Source organism: Actinoplanes cyaneus (assembly GCF_016862095.1).
GTDB lineage: Bacteria > Actinomycetota > Actinomycetes > Mycobacteriales > Micromonosporaceae > Actinoplanes > Actinoplanes cyaneus.
Window position 1 is genome coordinate 44,495 of the sequence record NZ_BOMH01000014.1, and the last position, 21,579, is coordinate 66,073.

General features: G+C 70.0%; 19 protein-coding genes and 1 tRNA gene. 10 read left to right on the top strand and 10 right to left on the bottom strand.

Features of this window, described 5'->3' with window-relative positions; translation table 11 throughout:
* Nucleotides 1-407: 407 nt before the first annotated feature.
* The 3 genes from Acy02nite_RS08725 to deoC form a co-directional block, all read right to left on the bottom strand.
* Nucleotides 408-1,184, bottom strand: coding sequence for a peptidase (locus tag Acy02nite_RS08725; protein WP_203739333.1), 777 nt, complete (start codon nt 1,182-1,184; stop codon nt 408-410).
* On the bottom strand, nt 1,184-2,473 hold the full coding sequence (locus Acy02nite_RS08730) for a VWA domain-containing protein (RefSeq protein ID WP_425548212.1): 1,290 nt from the start codon (nt 2,471-2,473) through the stop codon (nt 1,184-1,186). Before Acy02nite_RS08730 ends, Acy02nite_RS08725 begins: the two co-directional genes overlap by 1 nt.
* Nucleotides 2,474-2,587: 114 nt before the next feature.
* The gene (deoC, locus tag Acy02nite_RS08735) at nt 2,588-3,283 is read right to left on the bottom strand and encodes a deoxyribose-phosphate aldolase (RefSeq protein ID WP_203739335.1); all 696 of its coding nucleotides are present in this window, start codon (nt 3,281-3,283) and stop codon (nt 2,588-2,590) included.
* A 70-nt stretch (nt 3,284-3,353) separates the two neighbouring features.
* Here deoC and Acy02nite_RS08740 point away from each other — a divergent pair, with 70 nt between their 5' ends.
* Nucleotides 3,354-4,073: a GntR family transcriptional regulator gene (locus Acy02nite_RS08740; RefSeq protein ID WP_203739336.1), complete on the top strand. Its 720-nt coding sequence runs from the start codon at nt 3,354-3,356 to the stop codon at nt 4,071-4,073.
* 157 nt (nt 4,074-4,230) lie between these two features.
* The gene (locus Acy02nite_RS08745) at nt 4,231-5,763 is read left to right on the top strand and encodes an ABC-F family ATP-binding cassette domain-containing protein (protein ID WP_203739337.1); all 1,533 of its coding nucleotides are present in this window, start codon (nt 4,231-4,233) and stop codon (nt 5,761-5,763) included.
* 142 nt (nt 5,764-5,905) lie between these two features.
* Here Acy02nite_RS08745 and Acy02nite_RS08750 read toward each other — a convergent pair whose 3' ends face one another.
* The 3 genes from Acy02nite_RS08750 to Acy02nite_RS08760 all read right to left on the bottom strand — a co-directional run bounded on the left by Acy02nite_RS08750 (nt 5,906) and on the right by Acy02nite_RS08760 (nt 8,563).
* On the bottom strand, nt 5,906-7,105 hold the full coding sequence (locus Acy02nite_RS08750) for a hypothetical protein (RefSeq protein ID WP_203739338.1): 1,200 nt from the start codon (nt 7,103-7,105) through the stop codon (nt 5,906-5,908).
* Nucleotides 7,106-7,114: 9 nt separating this feature from the next.
* A complete protein-coding gene (locus Acy02nite_RS08755; RefSeq protein ID WP_203739339.1) occupies nt 7,115-7,618 on the bottom strand; it encodes a SigE family RNA polymerase sigma factor in 504 nt (167 codons plus the stop codon).
* A gap of 114 nt (nt 7,619-7,732) precedes the next feature.
* Nucleotides 7,733-8,563, bottom strand: coding sequence for a helix-turn-helix transcriptional regulator (locus Acy02nite_RS08760; protein WP_203739340.1), 831 nt, complete (start codon nt 8,561-8,563; stop codon nt 7,733-7,735).
* A 147-nt stretch (nt 8,564-8,710) separates the two neighbouring features.
* Here Acy02nite_RS08760 and Acy02nite_RS08765 point away from each other — a divergent pair, with 147 nt between their 5' ends.
* Entirely contained in the window at nt 8,711-10,111 is a 1,401-nt protein-coding gene (locus Acy02nite_RS08765) for an amidohydrolase family protein (protein ID WP_203739341.1), read from the top strand.
* Between the two features lie 5 nt (nt 10,112-10,116).
* The gene (locus Acy02nite_RS08770) at nt 10,117-10,500 is read left to right on the top strand and encodes an Atu4866 domain-containing protein (RefSeq protein WP_203739342.1); all 384 of its coding nucleotides are present in this window, start codon (nt 10,117-10,119) and stop codon (nt 10,498-10,500) included.
* Here Acy02nite_RS08770 and Acy02nite_RS08775 read toward each other — a convergent pair whose 3' ends face one another.
* Nucleotides 10,501-13,719, bottom strand: coding sequence for a DEAD/DEAH box helicase (locus tag Acy02nite_RS08775; RefSeq protein ID WP_203739343.1), 3,219 nt, complete (start codon nt 13,717-13,719; stop codon nt 10,501-10,503).
* 241 nt (nt 13,720-13,960) lie between these two features.
* Here Acy02nite_RS08775 and Acy02nite_RS08780 point away from each other — a divergent pair, with 241 nt between their 5' ends.
* From Acy02nite_RS08780 to Acy02nite_RS08790, 3 genes are all read left to right on the top strand, one after another.
* Nucleotides 13,961-14,401 (top strand): contact-dependent growth inhibition system immunity protein, encoded by a 441-nt coding sequence (locus Acy02nite_RS08780; RefSeq protein WP_203739344.1) that lies wholly within the window; start codon nt 13,961-13,963, stop codon nt 14,399-14,401.
* Between the two features lie 200 nt (nt 14,402-14,601).
* Nucleotides 14,602-14,674: transfer RNA gene (locus Acy02nite_RS08785), tRNA-Arg, on the top strand.
* A 159-nt stretch (nt 14,675-14,833) separates the two neighbouring features.
* The gene (locus tag Acy02nite_RS08790) at nt 14,834-15,160 is read left to right on the top strand and encodes a hypothetical protein (RefSeq protein WP_203739345.1); all 327 of its coding nucleotides are present in this window, start codon (nt 14,834-14,836) and stop codon (nt 15,158-15,160) included.
* Nucleotides 15,161-15,178: 18 nt separating this feature from the next.
* Here the strand turns inward: Acy02nite_RS08790 and Acy02nite_RS08795 are convergent, their stop codons facing one another.
* Nucleotides 15,179-16,207, bottom strand: coding sequence for an alpha/beta hydrolase (locus Acy02nite_RS08795; RefSeq protein WP_203739346.1), 1,029 nt, complete (start codon nt 16,205-16,207; stop codon nt 15,179-15,181).
* Between the two features lie 249 nt (nt 16,208-16,456).
* Between Acy02nite_RS08795 and Acy02nite_RS08800 the strand changes: the two genes are divergently transcribed.
* The 3 genes from Acy02nite_RS08800 to Acy02nite_RS08810 are packed head-to-tail and all read left to right on the top strand — an operon-like array spanning nt 16,457 to nt 18,047.
* Entirely contained in the window at nt 16,457-17,113 is a 657-nt protein-coding gene (locus Acy02nite_RS08800) for a GTP cyclohydrolase II (protein ID WP_203739347.1), read from the top strand.
* Complete coding sequence (locus tag Acy02nite_RS08805) at nt 17,110-17,577, top strand: cytidine/deoxycytidylate deaminase family protein (RefSeq protein ID WP_203739348.1); 468 nt, start codon at nt 17,110-17,112, stop codon at nt 17,575-17,577. The genes Acy02nite_RS08800 and Acy02nite_RS08805 overlap by 4 nt, the downstream gene beginning before the upstream one ends.
* Nucleotides 17,574-18,047, top strand: coding sequence for a MarR family winged helix-turn-helix transcriptional regulator (locus Acy02nite_RS08810; RefSeq protein ID WP_203739349.1), 474 nt, complete (start codon nt 17,574-17,576; stop codon nt 18,045-18,047). The genes Acy02nite_RS08805 and Acy02nite_RS08810 overlap by 4 nt, the downstream gene beginning before the upstream one ends.
* Nucleotides 18,048-18,801: 754 nt before the next feature.
* On the opposite strand, the gene Acy02nite_RS47165 is transcribed toward Acy02nite_RS08810, so the two are convergent.
* Nucleotides 18,802-18,930, bottom strand: a complete 129-nt coding sequence (locus Acy02nite_RS47165; protein ID WP_275407292.1) for a hypothetical protein — start codon at nt 18,928-18,930, stop codon at nt 18,802-18,804.
* Nucleotides 18,931-19,449: 519 nt separating this feature from the next.
* Entirely contained in the window at nt 19,450-21,579 is a 2,130-nt protein-coding gene (locus Acy02nite_RS08815; RefSeq protein WP_203739350.1) for an MMPL family transporter, read from the bottom strand.

A 21,579-nucleotide genomic window follows, 5' to 3' on the forward strand; every position in this document is an offset into this window, starting at 1 on the left:
CCCGCGACGTCCGCCCGGGGTTGCGGCGGCGGCCGCGACCCGGGGTTCCGGCTGGTTCTCATGGGCGTTATGAGGCACGAATAACGCCCATGAGAACCAGCCGGGAGGGTGAGCGCGCCACCTGCGGAACCACCAGCCTCGTCGCGGGCTTCACCCGTGGGGCTGTGCGACCGGCTCGCGTTGCCGGGGGCACAGCCCCACGCGTGGAGCCGTGCCGCCGGCTCGCGGCGTCGACGGGTTTGGTGCTCTGACCGTGCCCACCCGCGGAGGCCGCCCTTGCGGGCTGAGCGTTCTGGGCGCGCCAGCGCCCTGCTCGGCCCGGAAGGGTCCCCGCGGGAGCGACGGTCTGTACCCCGGCGGAGATCGGCAATGAAGGTCTAGAAGTTGATGTTGATCTAGAAGTTGATCTAGACCCGGCGGCGCCGGCGGGTGAGCGAGAAGCCGAACAGGCCGGTCAGTGCGGCGAGGATGCCGCCGCCCACGGTCCAGAACCAGCGGCCGGAGAAGTCCGGCAGCCAGTCCGCGCTGAAGCTGCTCTTCTCGGGCTCGGCGGACGGTGACACCGACGACGCCGGGGTGGTCAGCACCGTCCCGGGCTGGTTGTTCGGGACCAGCGGCTTGGCGAGTTCACCCTGGTCGGCGTCGAGGTCACCCTTCGGGGTGGCGAGGGAGAGGCTGACCTTGAGCGGCAGGCCGAGGTCTCCCTCCGGCACCTTCGTGCTGGACAGCCGCACGTAGTACGTGCCGGGCAGCGGGTCGCCGTCCTGCGGCTCGGCCCAGGAGCGCACCTGGCGCAGCCGGCATCCGAGCGTGACCTGCGCGGCGTCCTTCGCGGCGACGGGGCTCTGCTCGCCGGCCACGCATGCCTGCCGCCGCCGCAGCCCGTCGAAGACCTCGACGATCCACGACTCGTCGCCGGAGCGGCCCTTGTCCGGCAGGGCGACCGTGGCGGTGAGGTCCGGGCGCTGACCGGCCTCGGCGGTGAACTGCCAGTACAGGTAGTCGCCGGTGACCGCGCCGACCTGGACCGCCTGGTTCGCGGTGATCGGCACCGCGGTCAGGAACGAGGTGCCGGCGGTGTTGACCGCGGGCGCCGGGGACGGGTCGTCCGCGAGCGCCGGAGCCGGGACGGCAGCGACGCCGAAGACCACGGCGCCGGCGAGAGCGAGCTGCTTGATGCGCATCAGTTCTCCCTCCAGGTGGCCACCCAGTAACGGGTGATCCAGCCGGCGAGCACGCCGGCGAGCAGTCCGGCGATCGCCAGGACCAGCAGGAACAGGAAGCCGCGGCCGAGGCCGGGCGCGTCCGGGGTGTGCGAGGCGTCGACCAGGTCAATGCTCAGCTCGACGGGCATGCCGGTGTCGGTGACCACCTTGGACGCGAACGAGTTGCTGACGATCAGGCACACCTCGGTCGTTCGGGTCGCGTCGTCGTCGGTGTCCGCGTCGGCCGCCTCCGCCGAGGCCTTGGCGTCGGCCTTCTGCTCGTCCGCCGACCAGCGCAGACCCGCCGACAACACGTCGGTCCGGCCGCTGCCGGCGTCGAGGCCGCGGACCAGTTCACGGCCGTCAGTGGTGGAGGCTTTCAGCAGTACGCCGTAGTCGGGCTGGACCGCCCGGTCGAGCGCGACGCTCACCGAGGCACGCAGCTCCTGGTCGGGCTGCACGGCGACCCGGTAGAAGCGGTGCTCGCTGATCTTCTCCCGGTCGGTGTAGACGCCGGGCGCGAGCAGCGGCGCGTTCGCGCAGCTCCCGGTGCCGGTGACGGTGGCCGGCTGCACGGGCGGCGGGGTCGCGGCCCGGTCGACGAGCTGCTGGACCCGGTCGGTCAGCTCCTCCTCGCTGTTGGCCGCGGCGAACGTGCCGCCGGTCGCGGTGGAGATGCAGACCAGCTGCTTGCGGGTCTTCTCGTCCGGGGTGAGGCCGAGGGTGTCGACGACGAGGTGGGTGCCCTGCGCCGCCAGGTCGCGGGCGACCTCGCACGGGTCCGGCGGGGTGCAGGTGTCCTCGCCGTCGGTGATCAGCACGATCCGCCGGGTGGCGCCGGTGTCGCCCAGATCGGCGGCGGCCTGCTTCAGCGCCAGGCCGATCGGGGTGTAGCCGGTCGGTTTGAGCGTGGCGATCGCGTTCTTGGCCTGAACCTGGTTGACCGGGCCGATCGGGATGATCTGCTGGGTGTCCTGGCAGGCGATCTTCTTGTCCTTGCCGCCGTAGGTGGCGCCGAGAACGCGGATGCCGAGCTGGGTGGTCGCCGGCAGAGCGTCGACGACCTTGCCGAACGCCCGTTTGGCCACCGCTATCCGGGTCTCGCCGTCGATGTCGGCGGCCGCCATCGAGCCGCTGACGTCGAGGACCAGCTCGACTCGGGGTGGTTCGGAGGCTCCGGGCTCACGGGCGTTCGCCGGGGCGGCGCCGAGGAGGGTGGCAGCGCCGATCAATCCAGTCGCTACCACTATGGACAGACGTTTGTGGATCACGCGCCAAGATCATAAACATAGGCATACGCCATGATCCGGGGCGGGGTTGCCTGCGCGGCCGGCGTTCCCGGGCGGGACCGGCCGCGCGTCTGCGGGCGGGGCGGGGGTGGGTCAGGCGCGACGGGCGTAGGTCGTCACTTGACGGCGGGCCAGGTCCTCCAGGATCTCGGCGGTCGCCGAGGAGCCGAAGCGGGTCACGCCGACCGAGGCCATCGCCAGCAGCGTGTCCAGACTGCGGATCCCGCCGGACGCCTTGACCTGTACCTTCGGCGAGACGGCCGAGCGCATCAGGGCCAGGTCGTCAAGCGTCGCACCGGTCGGCGCGAAGCCCGTCGAGGTCTTCACGAACGCGGCGCCGGCCCGCTCGGCGGCCCAGCACGCGGCCAGCTTCTCCTCGTCGGTGAGGTACGCCGTCTCGAGGATGACCTTGACGTGCGCCTCGCCGGCCGCCCGGACGATCTCCTTGATCTCGGTCTCCACCGCGGCGATGTCGCCCGACCGCAGCCAGCCGATGTTGATCACCATGTCGATCTCGGTCGCGCCGCGGGCCACCGCCTGCTCGGTCTCGGCGACCTTGACCTCGGTGCTGGTGTCGCCGTGCGGGAAGCCGATCACGGTGCCGACCTGGACGCCGGTGTCGTGCAGCAGCTCGACCGCGAGCGGCACGTCGGACGGCCGCACGCAGACGGACGCCACCTGGTACTTCGCGGCGACGGCGCAACCCTGACGAACGTCCTCACTGGTGAACTGCGGCTGGAGGATGGAGTGGTCGATCATGCGGGCGATCTGCGGCACCGTGAAATCCATGACTGCAAAAGCTACCTGTCTAGACAACCACTTGTCTAGACAGGTTGTGCCGCTCGGTAGGGTGTCCCTCATGTCCGCCGGACCAGACTTCGCGCCGCGCTACTTCCGTATCGAGCAGGAGCTCCGAGCGCGGATCGCCAACGCGCGGCCGCATGATCCACTGCCCTCCGAGCCGGAGCTGGCGCGCGAGTTCGGAGTCAGCCGGATGACCGCCCGGGCAGCGGTGACGCAGCTGGTCAACGACGGTCTGGCGTACCGGGCGCCCGGCCGCGGCACGTTCGTGGCGGTGCCCACCGGCCCGCGCCGCGCCGACAACCTGGTCCGCCTCAGCGAGGAGATCCGCAAACAGGGCAAGAAGCCGTCGTCCCGGGTGGTCAGCGCCGAGCTGCGGCCGGCCACCGTGATCGAGGCGACCCGGCTGCGGCAGCGGGCCGGCGACGTGGTCGCGATCTACCGGGTGCGGCAGGCCGACGGCGATCCGTTCGCCTTCGAGCACGCCTGCTACCCCGGGGTGCTGAACGCGCTGCTCGACTTCGACCTGTCCGGTTCGGTGCACGAGGCGCTGGTCGCGCTCGGTCGTGTCCCGACCCGGGGCACCTCCACGATCACCGCCCAGCCGGCCAACGAGGAGGACGCGAAGGAGCTGGGCGTCCCGGCCGGCACCGCGTTGCTCGTCGAGGAACGGCTCATCCTGGACCAGCAGGGGCGGCCGCTGGAGCTGAGCGAGTCGCGCTACACCGGCACGAAGTACCGCCTCGACGTCGCCTTCGGGGTCGAGCCGCACCAGTAAACGACTTCCGGCACGACCGCGGGCGCCGGTAACGTCGGCGACGTGTCGTACCAGTTCTACCTCTGAGCTGCCCTGAGCAGGCCTGCCGTGCGCGTCGCGCCGCGGGCCGCTCGCCGCTGTCCACCAACAGCCCTCTCGCTCAGAGGAAGAAATCGGCATGCCTGCCACCACCACTGTTCAGCTCGTCGCTGCCGGAATTCGCGCTGATCGGGCGCGACTGTCCGGAATTGATCTCGCCGTCTCGGCCGGCTCCCGCTGGGGGATCGTCGGGGAGAACGGCCGGGGAAAGACCACCCTGCTGCGGATCCTGGCGGGGACGCTCGCCCCGGACGCCGGGACCGTCCACCTCGTCGGGACGCTCGGGGTCGCCGATCAAGAACTGACCTTCCAGCCGGGGGACACGGTCGGGACGTTTGTCGAGGCGGCGCTGGCGGAGTCCCGGGCGGCGCTTGCCGGTCTGGAAGAAGCAGCTCAGTCGCTTGCCGAGGCTTCCTCCGGCGCGCTCGTGGAGGCCGAGGGCCTCTACGCGCGGGCGCTCGGCGTGGCGGAACGGCTCGACGCCTGGGACGCGGACCGCCGCGTCGACCTCGCCCTGGCCCGGCTCGGCGCGGTCGATGATCGGGAGCGGCCGCTGGCCACGCTTTCGGTCGGCCAGCGTTACCGGGTGCGGCTGGCCTGCCTGCTCGGCGCGGCCCACGACTTCCTGCTGATGGACGAGCCGACCAACCACCTGGACGCGGACGGACTCGACTTCCTGACTGGTCGGTTGCGGTCACACCCGGGCGGGGTGGTGCTGGTCAGCCACGATCGGGCGTTGCTCAGCGACGTGACCACGACGATCCTCGACCTGGATCCGACCATGGACGGCCGGCCCGCGGTCCACGGCGGCGGATTCGCCGGATATCAGAGCGGGCGGGCCGCGGCGCTCGCCCGCTGGGAACAGACCTACGACGAGCAGGCCGCCGAACGTGCCCGGCTCGCGGACGCGCTCTCCGAGGCGCAGAACCGCCTGGTCACCGGATGGCGGCCGGACAAGGGGGTCGGGCGGCACAAGCGGGCCACCCGTGCGTCCGGACTGGTGCGCTCCGTTCACCGCAGGAGCGACGAGCTTGACAGGCAAGCGGTCACGGCGCCGCGGCCACCGGCCCGGTTCCGGATGCCGGAGCTGCCGGAACGGCCCGGAGTGACCCTGCTCGCCGCGGACCGGATCACCGTGGGGCAGCGGCTGCGGCAGCCCGTCTCGGTGACGCTCGCGTCGGGATCGCGGCTGGTGGTCACCGGCTCCAACGGGGCGGGCAAGTCGACGCTGCTCGCTGTGCTCGCAGGACTTCTCCGACCCGATTCGGGTACGGTGTCGCGCGCTCACGGCGTACGCACGGGTCTGCTGTCCCAGGAATCGCCGGAGCCGGCGGCGCGCAGGGCGACGGTGACCACTTTCGGCCTCCTCGCCGCGTCCGATTCCGGTCGGCCGCTCTCCACCGGGCAGCGGCGCCGGTGGGACCTGGCATCGCTGCTGGCCACCGAGCCGCACGTGCTGCTGCTCGACGAACCGACCAACCACCTGTCGATCGCGCTGGTCGACGAGCTGACCGAGGCGCTGCTGCACACGCCGGCCGCGGTGGTCGTCGCCACCCACGACCGGCAACTGCGCAAGGATCTCGGCGCCTGGCCCGAACTGCACCTCGGCTAGGAGTTACCGGCCGGCTGGGCGATCCAGCTCCGTTCCGATTGCCTGACCCCGGGAGAGCCGCCGTGACTCGCACGGCGGCTCTCTCCGGCGGCCCGCACGGCTCACCCCGAACTGAGCCGTGACCCCCTCAGCCCTCGCGGGCTCATTCGCAGTGCCAGAGCACGGGCTGGATGTTGTCGTTCGCGTCGTCGGACTGGCCCCCGATGGTCCGGCCGTCATCGCTCAGCGTGTTGGCGAGGTCGGCCAGGCGGTCACCACCGGCCGGCGCCAGCCCGGGCAGCGCGATCAGGTGCTCGTCGGCGAGCAGCTTGGCGCCGCCCTGCTTGCCGACGCCGGTCTGCCAGCCCATGGCGTTCACCGCGTCGGCGCTCTTGTCGAACTGACCGACGACGGTCATCTCGCCCGTCCGCACATTCCAGCGGATCGCCTCGACCTTGCCCTGGGCCTTCTTCTCACCACTGGCCGATTTGCCGCCGGCCTCGTTCGCCACGCCGACGGCCCAGCCGTTGCGGAGGTGGAAGAGCCGGCCCTCGAACCGCTTGCCGTCCGTGTCAGGCAGTCGCAGCGCGTGATGGGTGCCGTCCGGCAGCCAGACGTAGGGCACCTTGTTGTCGAGCGTGCCGATCACGGTGCCGTCGTCGTCGATGTCGGTCGCGATCGCCGTCTGCGTGCCCGCCGGCACCGGAAGCTGGGTCGGGCCGGCCGACGGCGAGGACCAGAGCAGCGGATGAGCCCCGTCGTCCCCGACGATCTTGCCGTCCCGGTTGATCGCGTAGGCCGACCCGCTCGAGACGCCGGGCAGCTGAGTGACCTTGCCGTCCCGGAACACGAACGGCATCGGAGTGTTTTCCCCGATGTAGCTCCACCCCACCGCCGTGCCGCTCGTGTTGACGTCGTGCAGCAACTCCTCCTCGTCACCCGGGAGCGGCACCTCCTCGGCCACCCCGTTGTGCCAGATGACCGCCTGATAGCCGCCGGCTTTCGGATAGGACCGGCCCACGAAGAACTTCCCGGTGGGGTCGGCGCCGAAGACCAGCGCCGCACGAGCGCCGTCCGGCACCGGCAGCCGCTCGATCGTGCAGCTCGCCGGGGCTTTGACGGCCGTGGCCGTCGTGGTCGTGGTCGCGGCCGGCTGCGCCGGGGTCGTCGCCGGGCCGGGCGACCTGATCATCAGGCCGCCGACGGTGACAGCAGCCACGGTCAGCGTGACAGCCCCGGTGTAGGTGGCGCCCCGGATGGCCCGCTTACGGCGGGCGGCCGAGATCGCCAGGGGGATGTCCACCGTGGAGGGCGAGCTCGGCTCGGTGTCGAGCGGGCGCAGCAGATCGAAGTCGGATGGCATGTCGGCTCCTCAAATCGTGGCGGCGAGCTCAGGCTCACCGAGCAGACGTCGCAGAGTGGCGAGACCACGGGAGGTGTGGCTCTTGACCGTGCCGGAGGTGCAGCCGAGAGTCGCCGCGACCTCGTCGACCGGCAGGTCGTAGAAGAACCGGAGCACGAGCACCGCCTGCTGGCGGCGCGGCAGCCGGGCGAGTGCCGCGCGGACGACCAGGCGATCCTCGACAGCGCTCGGCTCGAGCGGCGGCGGCTCGGGCGCATGCCGGAACAGCCGGACCTTGGCCCACGACAGCCGTCGCTCGTCCACGAACGACCTGACCAGCATGGTCCGCACGTAGGCGTCGAGATGCTCGGCGGCACTCGCCCGCCGCCACTTCAGGAACAGCGTGGTGATCGTCTGCTGCACCAGATCGTCGGCACGGTGATCGTCACCGGCGAGAAGGAACGCCAGCCGTCTCAGCGCGGGAACACGCGCTGACACGTACTCGATGTACTCCTTCTCCGAGCCATCCCGCATCGCACTGCCCTTCCGTCGGTTCATCACCCCTCAGACGGCCCCGGCGGACCGCCCGGTTGTCATGCCGTGCAGAGCAGTTTGCCGATTTGAGGTACGCCGGCCGAGGCGCGCGATTCAGGCGGACCGGGAAGTGCTGGCTGCCAGTGAACCCAGAAGCGAAAGGGCCTCGGCGCTCGGTGATCCCGGCTCGGCGTGATAGACCACAAGCTCTTGGCCGGGGCTCGACCGGACGTCGAAGGTCTGCATCCGCAACGTCAACGTCCCCACGTCGCCGTGGTGGAAGTGCTTGCTCTCCGCGGTCTTGCCGCGTGCGTCATGACTCATCCACAGCTCGGCGAACTCAGGGCTGGCGGCGAGCAGCTCGGCGAGAACCTGCCGGATCCGGGGATCGTCGGGAGACTTGCCGTAACCGAGACGGAAGCCGGCCACGGAGTTGCGGGCGACGTGCAGCCAATCCCGGTAGAACGTGCGCCCGGCTGGGTCGGTGAAGACGATGTGCATCAGATTGCGCGAATGCGCCCAGCTGTGGAACAGCGCGTCCGCGATCGCGTTGGACGCCAGGACGTCGAACGCCCGGTTGTAGACGACGGCCGGATTGTTCGGCCAGGTCCCCATCAACGACAGCAGGCTCGGATCGACACGGTCGTTGCCGGCCGCCGACAGCGCCCGAGGGCTGAGCCCGGCCACCCTGAACAGGTGCTGACGCTCGTCCTCACCGAGGCGCAGAGCCACCGCCAACGCGTCGACCACCTGGGCCGAGGGCGACCGTTCACGCCCCTGCTCGAGACGAACGTAGTAGTCCACGCTCATCCCGGCCAGCATGGCCACTTCCTCGCGCCGCAGGCCCGGAACCCGGCGCTGCCCGGTGCTGACCAGGTTCGCCTCGGCCGGGCCGATCTTCGCGCGGCGGGCACGGAGATAGGCGCCCAGTTCAGAGCCATGCATACCGGCATCGTAGGTGCCGGATCGGCGTCCTGCCTGGGTGCGGTGCACCCAGGAACGTCTCGCCCTGGAACCCTCCGCTCCGCCCTGTGGATGCTTTCACCGGTCGCCGATGCGATCGGCCCGGAGCACTGCCAGGGAAGGACTGCCATGTATCTCCACGACGTTGCCCGCCACACCCAGCTGGACCGCCTGCGCGCCACCACCCGGGACTCCCGCCGGCGCGTCCTGCTCACCGGCGCGACGGTGGTCACCATGGATGCCGCGCTGGGTGTCCTGCCCGTCGGGGACGTCCTGATCGAAGGCGACACGATCGCTGCCGTCGGCGCGAACCTGGGCGTCGAGGACGCGATCGTGATCGACGTACGCGGTGCCGTCCTGACACCCGGTTTCGTCGACACCCACCGGCACGCCTGGCAGGCCCAGCTGCGCCGGATCATGCCCGACGTCGACGACCTCGGCGCGTACGTGACCACCACGCTGATGGGTTACGCGCCGGTCTACCGGCCGCACGACATGTACGTCGGCACCAGGCTGGCGGCGCTGACCGCGATCGACAGCGGTATCACCACGATGCTCGACTTCTCCCACAACTCGCGTACGGCAGCACACTCCGACGAGGCGGTCCGGGCGTTGCTGGACACCGGCATCCGGGGGATCCACGCCGCCATGGCACCGCACTTCGGTGACTGGGACAGGCAGTGGCCGGCGGATCTGGCCCGGCTCGTCAAGGAGCACGACAGCAGACTGGTCACCTTCCGCCTGGCGACCCTGGCGACCGGCGAGATCGGTGGCCCGGATCTGGCGTACGGCCCGCGACTCGCCGCGATGGCGCGAGACCTCGGTGTCGGGGTCAGCGTCGACGCCGTCTTCGGACCCGCTTCGTCGCACGCGATCCTGGAATGGGAACGGCAAGGCCTGCTCGGGCCCGACGTCACCCTCATCCACGCAACCGGCCTGACCGACGACGCGTGGCGGGCGATCGGCGACACCGGAACCACCATCGCCCTGGCACCGACGTCGGAGGCTCAGATAGGCCTGGAGTCCGCGATCCCGGCCGTCGACGAGGCGCTCGCCGCCGGCGTACGGCCCGGTTTGAGCATCGATGTGGAAGTCGCCCTGGCCAGCGACATGTTCACGCAGATGCGGGCACTGCACGCCATCCAGCGGATGCGGGCCGTCAACGCCGTCTACGGCACCGGCACCGAGCCGCGGCGCATCAGCACGGGAGACGTGCTGGACTTCGCCACGCTGCAGGGCGCGCGCACCAACGGACTCGGTGACCTGACCGGCTCGCTGACCGTGGGCAAACAAGCAGACCTGCTGGTGATCGGTGCCCAGGACATCAACACCATGCCGCTCAACGACGCGGTGGGCAGCGTGGTGCTCGGCGCCGACGCCCGCAACATCGACACCGTGATCATCGCCGGGCAGGTCCGCAAATGGGCCGGCCGGCTGCTCGACGTGGACCTCGCCGCGCTGCGTGACGAGGTCGCCGCCTCCCGCGATCACATCCTGCACGCCCATTCGACCATCGGAACCACGAGGTGACCCTGATGAGATTCCCCCTTCTGACAGTGCTCAGCGGCGCGTCCATCGCCGTGCTCGTCGCGGCGTGCTCCGTGTCGCCGGACCGAGAGACGCCCGCCGTGCCGGCCGAAATCGATCAAGAGCCGCCGCACCCGTACGTCGGGATGTGGGTGACGGCTGACGGCCACATCCGCCAGGAACTGCTCGCCAACGGACGCTACGACGAGGCGCGTGGCCGGCGGAAGAGCGCCTACACCGGCTCCTACCAGGTGTTCGGAACCCGTATCGAGTACGTCGACGACACCGGCTTCACCGCGGACGGAACGTTCGACGCGGACATCCTGCACCACGGCGGCGACGTCTTCTACCGCGAGGGCAGCGACGCACACCGACGGTCGAGCGGGAGCTAGCTAGTCGAGGAGCTCACGGATGTCGGCGGCGGTGAGCCCCGCCGACGCGAACTCCCCGCCATCCATCACGCCGGCGAACAGTTCGGCCTTGCGCGCCTGCAAGGCCATCACCTTCTCCTCGATGGTGTCGCGGGCGACCAGGCGATAGACCATCACGTTGCGGGTCTGTCCGATGCGGTGGGTCCGGTCCACAGCCTGCGCTTCCGTAGCGGGATTCCACCACGGGTCGAGCAGGATGCAGTAGTCCGCCTCGGTCAGGTTCAGGCCGAACCCACCGGCCTTCAAACTGATCAAGAAGACCGGCGCGGCACCGGTCTTGAACTCCTCGACCACCCGCTTGCGGTCACGTGTCGTGCCGTCCAGGTACGCGCACGCGATCCCGGCCTGCTCCAACCGGTCGCGAGCGGCGCCGAGGAAGCGGGTGAACTGGCTGAACACCAGGGTGCGGTGCCCCTCCGCAACGATGTCGCCGAGCTGCTCGACCAGCAGATCCAGCTTGGTCGAGGAAACCGCGCGGTGTTGCTCGTCGACCAGCGCCACGTCCAGGCTGGCCTGCCGCAGCAGCGTCAGCGAGCGGAAGATCTCGAACCGGTTCTTCTCCAGGTCGCCCAGCAGGCCGAGCACCTTCTGCCGCTCCCGCTGAAGGTAACGCTGGTAGATCTTGCGATGCCCGGGTGACAGGTCGACCTCGACCACCTGTTCCTGCTTGGCCGGCAGCTCAGCGGCGACCTCACTCTTGCGGCGGCGCAGCACGAGCGGGCGGATCCGCCGGCGAAGCTGGGCGAGCCGATCCTGATCGCGGTCACGTTCGATCGGTTGGCGGTAGTACTGGGTGAACCGGTCGAGACGCGGAAAGAGGCCGGGCGCCGCGATCGAGCAGAGCGCCCACAGCTCGGCCAGGTTGTTCTCCATCGGCGTACCGGTGATGGCGATCTTGAAGGGTGCCGGAAGGCGACGGGCACATTTGTACGCCTGGGACTGCGGGTTCTTCACGAACTGCGCCTCGTCGAGCACCAGGCCGGCCCAGTCCATCGTGACGTAGTCGTCGAACTCCAGGCGGAACAGGGTGTAGGACGTGACCACGACGTCGGCCTCTCCGATCGCCTCGGCCAGGCTGATTCCTCGCCGGGCCGCGGTCGAGGTGATCGCGCAGACTTCGAGATCGGGGGTGAAGCGGCCGGCCTCGGCTGCCCAGTTGTGCACGACGCTGGCCGGCGCGACGACCAGGAACCGGCCGTGCTTGCGGGCATGGCAGAGGAGCGCCAAGGCCTGCAGCGTCTTACCGAGACCCATGTCATCGGCGAGGATGCCACCGAGCCCGTTGTCGTGCAGCGCCGCCAGCCAGCGAAAACCCTCCAACTGGTAGGGGCGCAGCTCAGCGTTCACCTCGGCCGGCAGCGGCTGGTCCAGAAGCACCCCCGCCTCGCTCAGCGCGGCCACCGTACGCTGCCAATCGGCTGCCTGACCGGCGGCCAGCTCACCCAACTCGGCCAGCTCGTCCCAGACGCCGGCCTGGAACCGGCCGACCCGCAGCACCCCCGGCGGACTGTCGGTGAGCGCGCGGGACTCGGCGATCAGCTCGCGCAGCTGCCGGAACTCCGGGCGGTCGAGAGCGAAATAGACGCCGCTGGGCAGGATCAGGAACTCCTGATCCTGAGCGAGCCCGACGAAGAGCGCCTCGAAATCGACCTGCTCGCCGCCCACGTCGACGCGAACCGACAGATCGAACCAGTCGTGCTCGTCGGCCTGCGTGCCGGCGAACGTGATGACCGGTGGCGCTTCGCTCTCCTGAAGAACCCAGTCCTCGTCCGGCTCGATCACCGACACACCGAGCTCGACCAGGGCGGGAACCATCGTCCCCAAGAAATGGATCATGGCGTCGCCGCCGAGCACCGACTCGGCGGCGAGCCGAGGACCCGCCCGGCCCGATTCCAGCAGGCCAGACCCGACAAGATCAGCCAATTGGCGTACGAGATCAGCCTGCTCGTCGGAGAGCGCCGGTGACCACAGCGGTTCGGCGTGCCGGCCGCCGCCCACCTCGACCACCCACTCCCAGCACAGCCGCAGCCGGTGCCCGCGCTCGGCGGTCAGCGTCACGGTCAGGACCGGAGCGCCGGCCTCGGGCAGGCTCACGGCTGGACCGGCCGGCACGACCTCCAGTTGCCGGACGAGACCGGGATAGAAGTCGGCGAAGAACCGCTCCTCCTGCCCGCCCGGAATTCGGATGCTCGGCGCGGCCAGCACCTTGCGAGCCGGCTTCGGAAGCGGACGGGCCAGCGGAGCGAGCCGCATCACCTGTCCGGACTCCCCGCCCCAGGCGACGATGCCGTGCGCCGGCTCGCCGATGAACATCGCATGCTCCACATCGACCGGCCTGCCGTCGACCTGCACCACGGCGTGCAGCGACAGGTCACCGTCGACCCGGTCCACCTGCATCGACAGCCGGGCAGGACGACGCGCCACGACAACCGGTGCGGCGTTCCTGCCGGACTGCACCAGCGGCAGACCGGACTCCTGCGCCTCGGCCAGCAGATCCCAGATCCGCCGGCTGCCGAACTCGTCGAGGAAAAGACTCGTGCCGCCGCCGGTGCCGTAGTAGGGCGCGTACGAACCGGACAGTTTGACGATCTCGTTGAGGAGCCTGCGATGGTGCTCCAGCTCCGGCGAGCGGCCCCCGGAGTAGGCGATCGAGTGCCAGTTGATGCCGGTGCGCACCCAACCCTTGCGCCCGGGCAGAACCGGCCGCATCGAGACCCGCTGCCCGGTCTTACGACTCCGCGGAAGATATCCGTTCACCAGCTCGAACTGCAGGCCCAGCCCCGGATCGGCGGGCTGCTCTATCGGCGGCGGCTCGGCCACGTCCCGCATCCACGCGGACAGCTGCGACTCCCACCGGCTGACCTTCGGCCGCCGCTGAGCCGGTGCCGCCGGCTTCTTCGCCACGGCCTCCTGCTGCGCGGCGATCAGCAATGCGACGGTATGGACGCACTCCTCATCGGCGCAGGTGCACACACCGGCCAGGGTGGGCGGCGACCCCGGAACCAGCTCACCGGTCACCACACCGCCGCTGCGGACCATGCCGACCGCTTCACCGGGCTTACCGACAGCCTGGACGACGATCTCCCCACCGGCCACCGCTGCGCGGGCTCGGAGGAGGCTGCGAACCCCGACGACGTCGCAGAGGGCCGCTTCCACCGGAGAGAGAACCAGCTTCGCCATCGTCACCTTCCGCCGACGTCAGCGGCCAACTCTAAGCGCGTGACGGTCGGCGCCGCACGTCGTGTACTCACCAAGAGGGACAGCAGCGACTCCTCTGGCGTGCGGTGACGGCCTGGCAGGAGGCTGTTCCCATCGAACGATCCGCTTTGGGCCGCGGTGTCACCGGTTCGCGTTACTGCTGATCATTACGGTCGCGGGGCCGCAGTTCGTACCGCGAGTCACCGACTGAGAGGGAGATGCCATGACCGACGTACGAGAGCAGTCCCTCGAAGAGATCGAAGGTGACGCCTGGGGCGATGCGCCGGCCGACGCCACCAAGCTCATTGCCACGGTTCATGAGCTGCGCCGCAAGCCGATCGGGTTGCTCCAGGCCGAAGATCTGCGAGTCCTGCTCGGCCAGCGAGAAGGTATTCCGGTGCTGGTGCCACGAGCGCTCGACATCCTCGAGCGCGACCCGTTGGCTGAGGGTGACTATTACCCGGGCGACTTGCTGAACGCCGTTCTGAACCGCGTCCCGGCAGATTACTGGACTACCCATCCCACGGAGTCGATTCGCCTGCGTGCCCTGGTCAACACCGTTGCGCTGGAGGAGGTCGACGATGACGAGCTACGGGCCGATATCGCCGCTTTCCGCGAAGCCGACGCCCCGCAACCGCCGACACCGTCGCCTGGTCTGCTCTGAGACTGCTCGGAGACGTACGGTCATCGGTGGGCAACAGCGGTCAGCGTCGCGCATGGGTGGTCATCGAACTCGCCGCACGGGATCGTGTTGTCCCGTGTGCGATCCGTCGGCCGGATCGCCCCGGCCACGATGCTGCTGGTCAGCAGTGGGCGTTATCGGGTGCAGGCGGTCACTGCTGGTCAGGTAGGATCGGCAATCGCGCCCTCGTAGCTCAGGGGATAGAGCGACGGTTTCCTAAACCGCAGGTCGCAGGTTCGATTCCTGCCGGGGGCACTCTATCGATCACCAGGAACGTCCGCTGACCTGCGCGGACACATGATCGTTCCTGCTTCCGGCCAGCCAGAGCGCTCGGGCTCGTGGGACGGCGAGGCGTAGCGCGGCTCTCGAAGCGTTTACGGGCTGAGACGTACCGAGCTGGTGGATCATGTCGCCATGGCAACCATCGTGGAGATCCATGTGCCGTTGACGCCGGCTGCGGACCTCGAACCGGGTGTGTACCCGTTCCCGTGGATTGAGCGGGTCGAGGACTTCCTCATTGAGATCGAGGAGGAGGGCACGGCAGAGACGTATGACGAAGGTGAGGAGTTCGGCGGCGCCTACGTCTTCTTTCTTGCCGGCGCTGACGAGGAGGCGCTGCTCAGCGTGGCATCCCGTGTGGCGACGTTCGACGGAGTTCCTACCGGTGCATTCGCCATGATCACTGACAGTCAGGCGCCCTCGATGGGGATGGGACGCCGGATCGACTTGCCGACTGCTTGATGTCGTCGAAGTCAGTGCTCACCACGTCCGTGTTCTCGGTCGTGCGAGTGGCGGGGTTGGTTGAGTTCCAGTTTCGTAGGCCGCGCGGATGAAGGACTCGATCATGCCGTACGTCGGGTGGGGGAAGTTCCGCGTGAGCGGTGTGCCGGTGTGGCGGATCGTGGCGCGGGGCGCGCGTGGGGAGACGATGTCGCGGCTGTGGCCGACGCCGGGGACCGTGTAGAAGGTGGCCGGCACCGAGGCTGCGGCCAGGGTGTCGAAGAGCATTTGGCTCTGTCGCAGCGGGACCAGTCCGTCCTCGGTGCCGTGGATGATCAGGACGGGCGGGGCGGACGGGGTCACCCGGAGCAGCGGGTTGGCTGCCGCGACGCGGTCCGGGCAGGTCAGAATCGGGCAGCCGAGCAGGGACGACTCCGGGGAGGCGACGTCGGCGTGGCATCGGGCGAGGTGGAACGCCTTGTTGAAGGAGGCGCACGCGCCGGGCAGCATGTCGGGGTCGAGCCGGAGGAAGTCGATCGGGGCGAAGAGGTCGACCACCGCGCGTACGCCGGTGCCAGTGAAGCCTGCCATCAGCGCGGTCCAGCCGCCGGACGAGTCGCCCAGCACCGCGATCCGGTCCGGGTCGAACTCGAAGCGGCCGGCGTTGGCGCGTAGCCAGCGGATCGCGGCCCGCACGTCCTGTTCCTGGGCGGGGAACTTGGCCTGCAGGCTGGAGCGGGTGGAGACGCCGGCGACGACGAAACCGTGCGTGGTGAAGTAGGGGGCGAGCGCCGGGGCGTACCCCTTGCCGTCGTCGGCCATCCAACCGCTGCCACCCATGACGATCAACAGGGGGTACGGCTTTCCGGCCGGCTGCCCCGGCAGGTAGAGGTCGAGCAGGTGACCGTGGGTTCCGGCGGGCTGTGCCGGGGCGTACGCGAGATTGCGGAGGATCCTGGGCGGGCGCGACGCCGCGGCGGTCGGCAGTCCGGCGGCGACCACCGTGGCCAGTGCCGTGACGAGGAGCGCCGTTGTCGCGAGGACACGGGAGAGGGTGCGACTCAGCAAGGGGGCCTCCGGGGGTCGCCTCGATCGTCGCCCATGGTGGCAACCCGCGGATATCCCCCGCGTGGCGCATGGCCAGGGAGGATGCGCCGTTTCCGCAACCCGATGGGTACGTCGCGGCAAGCGGGTCGGCGGATGCTGGGCTTCGACGACGACGGCCGGTGGTGATGTAACCCACTCTTCAGCTTGTTGAAGTTTCAAGAGCGGTCGGCGAATAGTGTTGGTGAAACTTCAACAACCATGGGGGCTGCGATGACGGTGACGATCGGCGAGGCGACAGCACCGGTGACGCCACCGGCGGCGACGATCCGCACCCGGGTCACGGTGCCACTGGAGTTCCCGGACGGCTACCGCACCACGGCGGAAGTGTTCACCTTCACCGGCCTCACCGACGGGCGCGAGCACCTGGCCCTCGGCCTCGGCGACTGGCAGAACGCGACGAATCCGCTGGTCCGTCCGCACAGCGAGTGCCTCACCGGCGATGTCTTCGGCAGTCAGCGCTGCGACTGCGGCCCGCAGCTGCGCGAGGCCGCCGAGCGCATCACCGAGACCGGCGGGATCCTGCTCTACCTGCGCCAGGAGGGCCGCGGCATCGGGCTTTACGCCAAGCTCGACGCGTACGCGTTGCAGGACACCGGGCTCGACACCTACGAGGCCAACCTCGCGCTCGGGCACGGCGAGGACGAGCGCGACTACACCCCGGCCGCCCAGATGCTGCACGCGTTGGATGCGGACCGGATCCGGCTGCTGAGTAATAATCCTGATAAAGCCGGGCAACTCGGTGATCTCGGTATCGAGGTGACCGAACAGATCCGGACGGGCGTTCATCTGTCCGCAGCAAACGCCCGGTACCTTGCCGCCAAGCGCGACCACACCGCGCACACCATCGACCTGACCGGTGCCGCATGACGCTCCTCACCGAGGCTGACCGCTTCTGGACGCGATCCGCCATCGACCTGTCCCGGCTCTCCCCGCCGTCGCCGACGCACTACGCCGTCGGCGCGGTGATCGTCGGCCCGTCCGGCAACCCGATGGCCACCGGCTACACGGGCGAGACCGACCCGCACTTCCACGCCGAGGAGGAGGCGCTCGCCAAGCTGGCCGGGCGCGGCTTCGACCTGGCAGGCGCGACCCTCTACACGTCGCTCGAGCCGTGCACGACCCGCAAGTCGCGCCCGGTCTCGTGCACCGAGCTGATCCTCGCCTCCGGCATCCGCCGGGTGGTGCTGGCGCTGCGCGAGCCGCTGCACTTCGCCGACTGCACGGGCGTGGAGACGCTGCTCGGGCACGGCGTCGAGGTGATCGAGATCCCCGATCTCGGCGAGGCGGTACGGGGCATCAACGCGCATGTCATGGGGATGCAGACGACATGACGCAGGAAGCCGTCGTGACCGACACCCGCTGGCTCAGCAGCCCGGAGATGGCCACCTGGATGAACCTCACCCAGCTGCTGATGCTGCTGCCCAGCGCGCTGGACCGGCAGCTGCGCGACGACGCCGGCATCCCGCACGCGTACTACCAGATTCTCGCCATGCTCAGCAACGAGCCCGGACACTCGATGCGGATGACCGATCTGGCCCGGCTGGTCGGCACCACCACCAGCCGGCTGTCGCACGCGGTCACCAGCCTGGAACAGCGCGGCTGGGTGCGGCGGAAGGCGTGCGCGTTCGACAAGCGGGGGCAGATCGCCTCGCTCACCGACGAGGGCATGGCGGTGCTGGAAGCGTCGGCGCCGGGGCACGTGGCCGAGGTGCGGCGGCTGATCTTCGATCGCCTGACGCCGGACGAGGTGGACCAGCTCCGCGAGATCACCGCGAAGATCCTGCCGGCCGCCGCGAGTTGACGATCGGCGGTGTCGGCCGTCGCGCGCTTCGAGGCGCCGGCCGGCTCCGGGGAGAAACGCTGACCGAAACGGATCCTGTACGCCATCAGAGCGTTCCGCTGGTTGGCTGTCTCGATGCACGGTTGGTTCGAGGGCGCCGCGTGGGCGGGCCGGGCGGCCCGCCCACGATTCGTTCCGGGGCTGTATCACGTTCTGACGATCGTCAGAGGTTGTCCACAGTGACGGGTTGTCCACAGGGCAGCGACGTGATCTTCAGTTTCCCGCGATACTTAGCGGCGTGGAGGTGGCCCCCCTTTTGGGTGGGTGGGTTCTGATCACGAGCCGCCTGCCAAGATCCACAGATGATGTCTTGATCCACTAGTGGTTGGTGCGAGGCCACGAGGGGCCGCCGCCCGGGCCACCCCCATTGTGGCCGCCGCTGGGGCCGCCGTTACCCGCTCCGCCGTTGGATCCGCCATGGCTCGGTCCACCGCCTGGCCCGCCGTTGCTGGGCCCGCCGTTGCTGGGCCCGCCGCTACTCGGCCGGCCAGGACCGTTGCTACCCGGCCGATCCGGTCGATCGGGACCGTTGTTGCCGGGTCGATCGGGCCGATCCGGCCCGTTGTTTCCGGGCCGGTCCGGCCGGTCCGGCCCATTGTCGCCCGGACGGCCGGGACCGCCAGGACCGCCAGGACCCGGGCGATCCGGCCTGCCAGGCCCATTCGGCCCACCGGGACCACCCGGCCCGGGATTGTTCCCGCCCGGCCCCGGCCGGTCAGGCCCCGGCCGATCCGGACGTCCCGGCCCATGCGTCCCCGGACGATCCGGCCGTCCCGCCCCCGGCCACGTCGGCCGGTTCGGCCATCCGGCCGGCCAGGTGCCCGGCCGCCACCGGTCGTCCCACCGGTCGTCCCAGTCGTTCTGCGCGACGATCAGTGCGTAGGCCCCACGGCGGGATCCCCGGCGGACCTTTTCGCAGTCGTGGGCGTCCCAGGAGCGGAACCGCTGTCCGACGAGCCCGGCCCGCTCGCAGGACCAGAAGTCGCGGTAGTAGCCGACGACCTCGTCGTCCTTCCACGGGTTCTGTTGCTGTTGCGCGGATGAGCTGCTGCTCGGGGCGGGCGCGGCCTGGGCGGGTGCGGCGGCGGCCGTGAGCCCGGCGAGCATGCCGAAGCCTGCCAGCGCCAGGAGGCGCATGGTTTTCTGCATGACAAGTCCCTTCCGTTACTGTCAAAAGCTCACTTACCATGACAGAACGGACTTAACCCACCTAGCACCTGTCCTCGTGATTTCAGGCTGCCTCGATCACCGGATCTTCGTCGTGTGCCCGCTGATCCGGCGCTGACCAGGCAAGACAGATCGCGCCTCGGTCAGAGCGACATCCCGTCGTACGGAAAAGAAGATTTGAGGCCCCGCTTGGTTTTCAGGCGGCCAGGAGCAGTTCGGACTCCTGTGGGGGCGCGGCGAGCCGCCGGGTGAGGGCCTCGCCCTCGACGTCGACGTTCGGCAGGGCGCGGTCGAGCCAGGACGGCAGCCACCACGCCGAGTGGCCGAGCAGGGACAGCACGGCCGGCACGATGGTCATCCGGACCAGGAAGGCGTCGACGGCGACGCCGAAGGCGAGGGCGAAGCCGAGCGACTTGATGATCGTGTCGTCGGCCAGGATGAAGCCGGCGAAGACGCTGATCATGATGAGGGCGGCGGCGGTGACGACCCGGGCGCCGTGCCTCATGCCGGCGATGATCGCGTCGTCCGGGGCCGCGCCGTGTACATGCTCCTCGCGGGTGCGGGTGACGAGGAAGACCTCGTAGTCCATGGCGAGTCCGAAAAGGATCCCGATCAGGAAGATCGGCATGATGCTGACCAGCGGGCCGGTCGATGCGACGCCGAACATGCCGGCCAGGTGCCCGTCCTGGAAGACCCAGGTCAGCGCGCCGAACGCGGCGGCCACGCTGAGCAGGAAGCCGACGGTCGCCTTCAGGGGCACCAGCAGGCTGCGGAAGACCAGCGTGAGCAGCACAAAGGCAAGACCCACGATGATTGCCAGGTACGGGATCAGCGCCGCACCGAGCTTGTCGGAGACGTCGATGTCGACGGCCGTCGTCCCGGTGACCTGCACGGGCAGTGGCAGAGCGCGGATCGCCGTCACGAGGTCCTTGGTCGCCTCGCTGGCCGGCGCGCTCTCCGGGATAACGGTCAGCATCGCCACGTCCCCGGCCCGGTCCACGACCGGCTCGCCGACCAGCACGACGTCGTCCAGCGCGGCGATCGCCTGCCGCACCTGATCGGAAGAGGAGCCGGCGGTGACCACGATCAGCGGGCCGTTGAAGCCCGCGCCGAAGCCGGCGGCCAGTTGGTCGTACGCCTTGCGCTGGGTGGACGTGACGGGGGCGGTGCTGTCGTCGGGCAGTGCCAGGCGCAGGTGGAGGACCGGGACGGCGGCCGCGACGATCAGGCCGAGCGCGACGATCAGCGCCGCCCAGCGGTATCGCAGCACGTTGCGCGCCCAGCGCTCGCCGAACGAGACCTTGTCCCGGCTCGGCACCTTCTTCGGCATGATCCGCCGGCCGGTGAAGCCGAGAACCGCGGGGACCAGCGTCAGCGTGATGACGACGGCGCCGGCCACGGTTCCGGCGGCGGCCAGGCCCATCGCGGTCAGGAACGGGATGCCGGTGACGCTCAGCGCGGCAAGGGCGATCACCACTGTCAGCCCGGCGAAGACCACCGCCGAGCCGGCGGTCCCGGTGGCGCGCCCGGCCGCCTCCTCGCCGTCGTGGCCTTCGGCGAGCTCGTGCCGGAAGCGCGAGACCAGGAAGAGCGCGTAGTCGATGCCGACCGCCAGGCCGAGCATGGTGGCCAGCGCGGACGTGGACGACGAGAGGTCGGCGAACCCGGTGGCGATCTGGATGCCGCCCATCCCGAGACCGACCCCGATCATGGCGGTGAGCAGCGGCAGACCGGCCGCGATCAGCGAGCCGAACGTCATGAACAGGACCAGCGCGGCGATCACGATGCCGATCGCCTCGCTGGAGTGCCCGCCCTCGGCGGAGCGGGTGGACTCGCCGGAGTACTCGACGCCCAGACCGGCGGTCTTCGCGGTGTCGCCGGCGGCGAAGAGCGCGGCCCGCCCGGTGCCGGTGACCTCGGTCGCGGCGACCGAGTAGGTGACCGTGGCGTACGCGGTCCGCCCGTCCGGCGAGATCGTCTTCGCTGCGAACGGGTCCGCCACGGCGGCCACCTGCGGCACCGTGGCCAGCGCGGCGACGGCGGCCTGGACCGCGGCCCTCTCTCGCGTGCCGGTGAGTGTCGTGCCGTCCGGCGCGGTGAAGACGACCTTGGCGGAGGCGTCGTCCGAGCCGCCGCCGAACTTCGCCGACAGCACCTCCATGGCCCGCTGTGATTCGGTTCCCGGGATGGAGAACGCGCCGGTCGTCGGCCCGGACAGGGTGGCGGCGCCCACGCCGGTGAGGGCCAGGACCACCAGCCAGACGGCCAGCGTCAGGCGCCGTCGCCGGTAGGTGAGCCGGCCGAGCCGGTACAGCAGGGTCGCCAC

What these genes read in the sequence shown, in the direction of transcription:
- Acy02nite_RS08725 (WP_203739333.1), bottom strand. Translation starts at nt 1,184, where the DNA reads ATGCGCATCAAGCAGCTCGCTCTCGCCGGCGCCGTGGTCTTCGGCGTC.
- deoC (WP_203739335.1), bottom strand. Translation starts at nt 3,283, where the DNA reads ATGGATTTCACGGTGCCGCAGATCGCCCGCATGATCGACCACTCCATC.
- Acy02nite_RS08740 (WP_203739336.1), top strand. Translation starts at nt 3,354, where the DNA reads ATGTCCGCCGGACCAGACTTCGCGCCGCGCTACTTCCGTATCGAGCAG.
- Acy02nite_RS08745 (WP_203739337.1), top strand. Translation starts at nt 4,231, where the DNA reads ATGCCTGCCACCACCACTGTTCAGCTCGTCGCTGCCGGAATTCGCGCT.
- Acy02nite_RS08750 (WP_203739338.1), bottom strand. Translation starts at nt 7,105, where the DNA reads ATGCCATCCGACTTCGATCTGCTGCGCCCGCTCGACACCGAGCCGAGC.
- Acy02nite_RS08755 (WP_203739339.1), bottom strand. Translation starts at nt 7,618, where the DNA reads ATGCGGGATGGCTCGGAGAAGGAGTACATCGAGTACGTGTCAGCGCGT.
- Acy02nite_RS08760 (WP_203739340.1), bottom strand. Translation starts at nt 8,563, where the DNA reads ATGCATGGCTCTGAACTGGGCGCCTATCTCCGTGCCCGCCGCGCGAAG.
- Acy02nite_RS08765 (WP_203739341.1), top strand. Translation starts at nt 8,711, where the DNA reads ATGTATCTCCACGACGTTGCCCGCCACACCCAGCTGGACCGCCTGCGC.
- Acy02nite_RS08770 (WP_203739342.1), top strand. Translation starts at nt 10,117, where the DNA reads ATGAGATTCCCCCTTCTGACAGTGCTCAGCGGCGCGTCCATCGCCGTG.
- Acy02nite_RS08775 (WP_203739343.1), bottom strand. Translation starts at nt 13,719, where the DNA reads ATGGCGAAGCTGGTTCTCTCTCCGGTGGAAGCGGCCCTCTGCGACGTC.
- Acy02nite_RS08780 (WP_203739344.1), top strand. Translation starts at nt 13,961, where the DNA reads ATGACCGACGTACGAGAGCAGTCCCTCGAAGAGATCGAAGGTGACGCC.
- Acy02nite_RS08790 (WP_203739345.1), top strand. Translation starts at nt 14,834, where the DNA reads ATGGCAACCATCGTGGAGATCCATGTGCCGTTGACGCCGGCTGCGGAC.
- Acy02nite_RS08800 (WP_203739347.1), top strand. Translation starts at nt 16,457, where the DNA reads ATGACGGTGACGATCGGCGAGGCGACAGCACCGGTGACGCCACCGGCG.
- Acy02nite_RS08805 (WP_203739348.1), top strand. Translation starts at nt 17,110, where the DNA reads ATGACGCTCCTCACCGAGGCTGACCGCTTCTGGACGCGATCCGCCATC.
- Acy02nite_RS08810 (WP_203739349.1), top strand. Translation starts at nt 17,574, where the DNA reads ATGACGCAGGAAGCCGTCGTGACCGACACCCGCTGGCTCAGCAGCCCG.